Annotated in this window: 2 protein-coding genes; one reads left to right on the top strand and one right to left on the bottom strand. The window is 54.2% G+C overall.

The features are described from left to right. Nucleotides 1-246: hypothetical protein (locus tag PA598K_RS36895; protein WP_185602422.1), on the bottom strand; the 246-nt coding region annotated here is incomplete at its 3' end. Between the two features lie 240 nt (nucleotides 247-486). On the opposite strand from PA598K_RS36895, the gene PA598K_RS34695 reads away from it, so the two are divergent. Next, nucleotides 487-681 (top strand): CDP-alcohol phosphatidyltransferase family protein (locus tag PA598K_RS34695; RefSeq protein WP_376739117.1); only part of this gene is annotated, 195 nt, incomplete at its 3' end.

A 681-nucleotide genomic window follows, 5' to 3' on the forward strand; every position in this document is an offset into this window, starting at 1 on the left:
GGCTTCGCTGGTGACATCGCGCAGGCTGTTGCTGCCTTCGACTTCGGCCCACAGCCTCAGGAGCTCGGTGTCGTCCTCGACATATAGTTTGTAAGGGGAAGGGACGCTATCAAAGGAAATGCCGGTGACTTTGTCCTCTGCGCCCAAGACAGGAGCGGGAATAGCGAGCGAGACGAGGGCGACCACGAGCCAGACGGCAAGCCAGGACGTGGCAGACCAGCGTTTGCGGTATTGCGCGTGCATCATTATGTTCCTCCAAGCATAGACGTATTAGCTGCGATCCGTCAGGACCGCCTGCTTCCTTATATAACGGCATGCAAGCTCCGAAAATGAAGGGCGTTGCCTAATAAAAGGACTAAAGTCGGTTTTGATTGTTTGGCAGCAGAGAGGTATAATAATGTAGAATCTTGAAGGCAGAGGCTGGAACTTGCGCCATCGTAGAGAGGGTTCATTCACAGAAGATAGAGAGAGTGAGGGGGCGTTCTGGTGAATCTGCCTAACCTTTTGACGCTGCTGAGGCTTCTGCTCATCCCCGTATATATTGTCGTTTTCGCCAAAGGCCATCTGATTGCTGCATTTTTCGTCATGGTTTTGGCTGGCGCAACCGATGTGCTCGACGGCTACCTGGCGCGTCGGTATGGCGAGGTTACGCGACTGGGCATGATGCTCGATCCGCTCGCG

It is taken from the genome of Paenibacillus sp. 598K (genome assembly GCF_003851045.1).
GTDB lineage: Bacteria > Bacillota > Bacilli > Paenibacillales > Paenibacillaceae > Paenibacillus_D.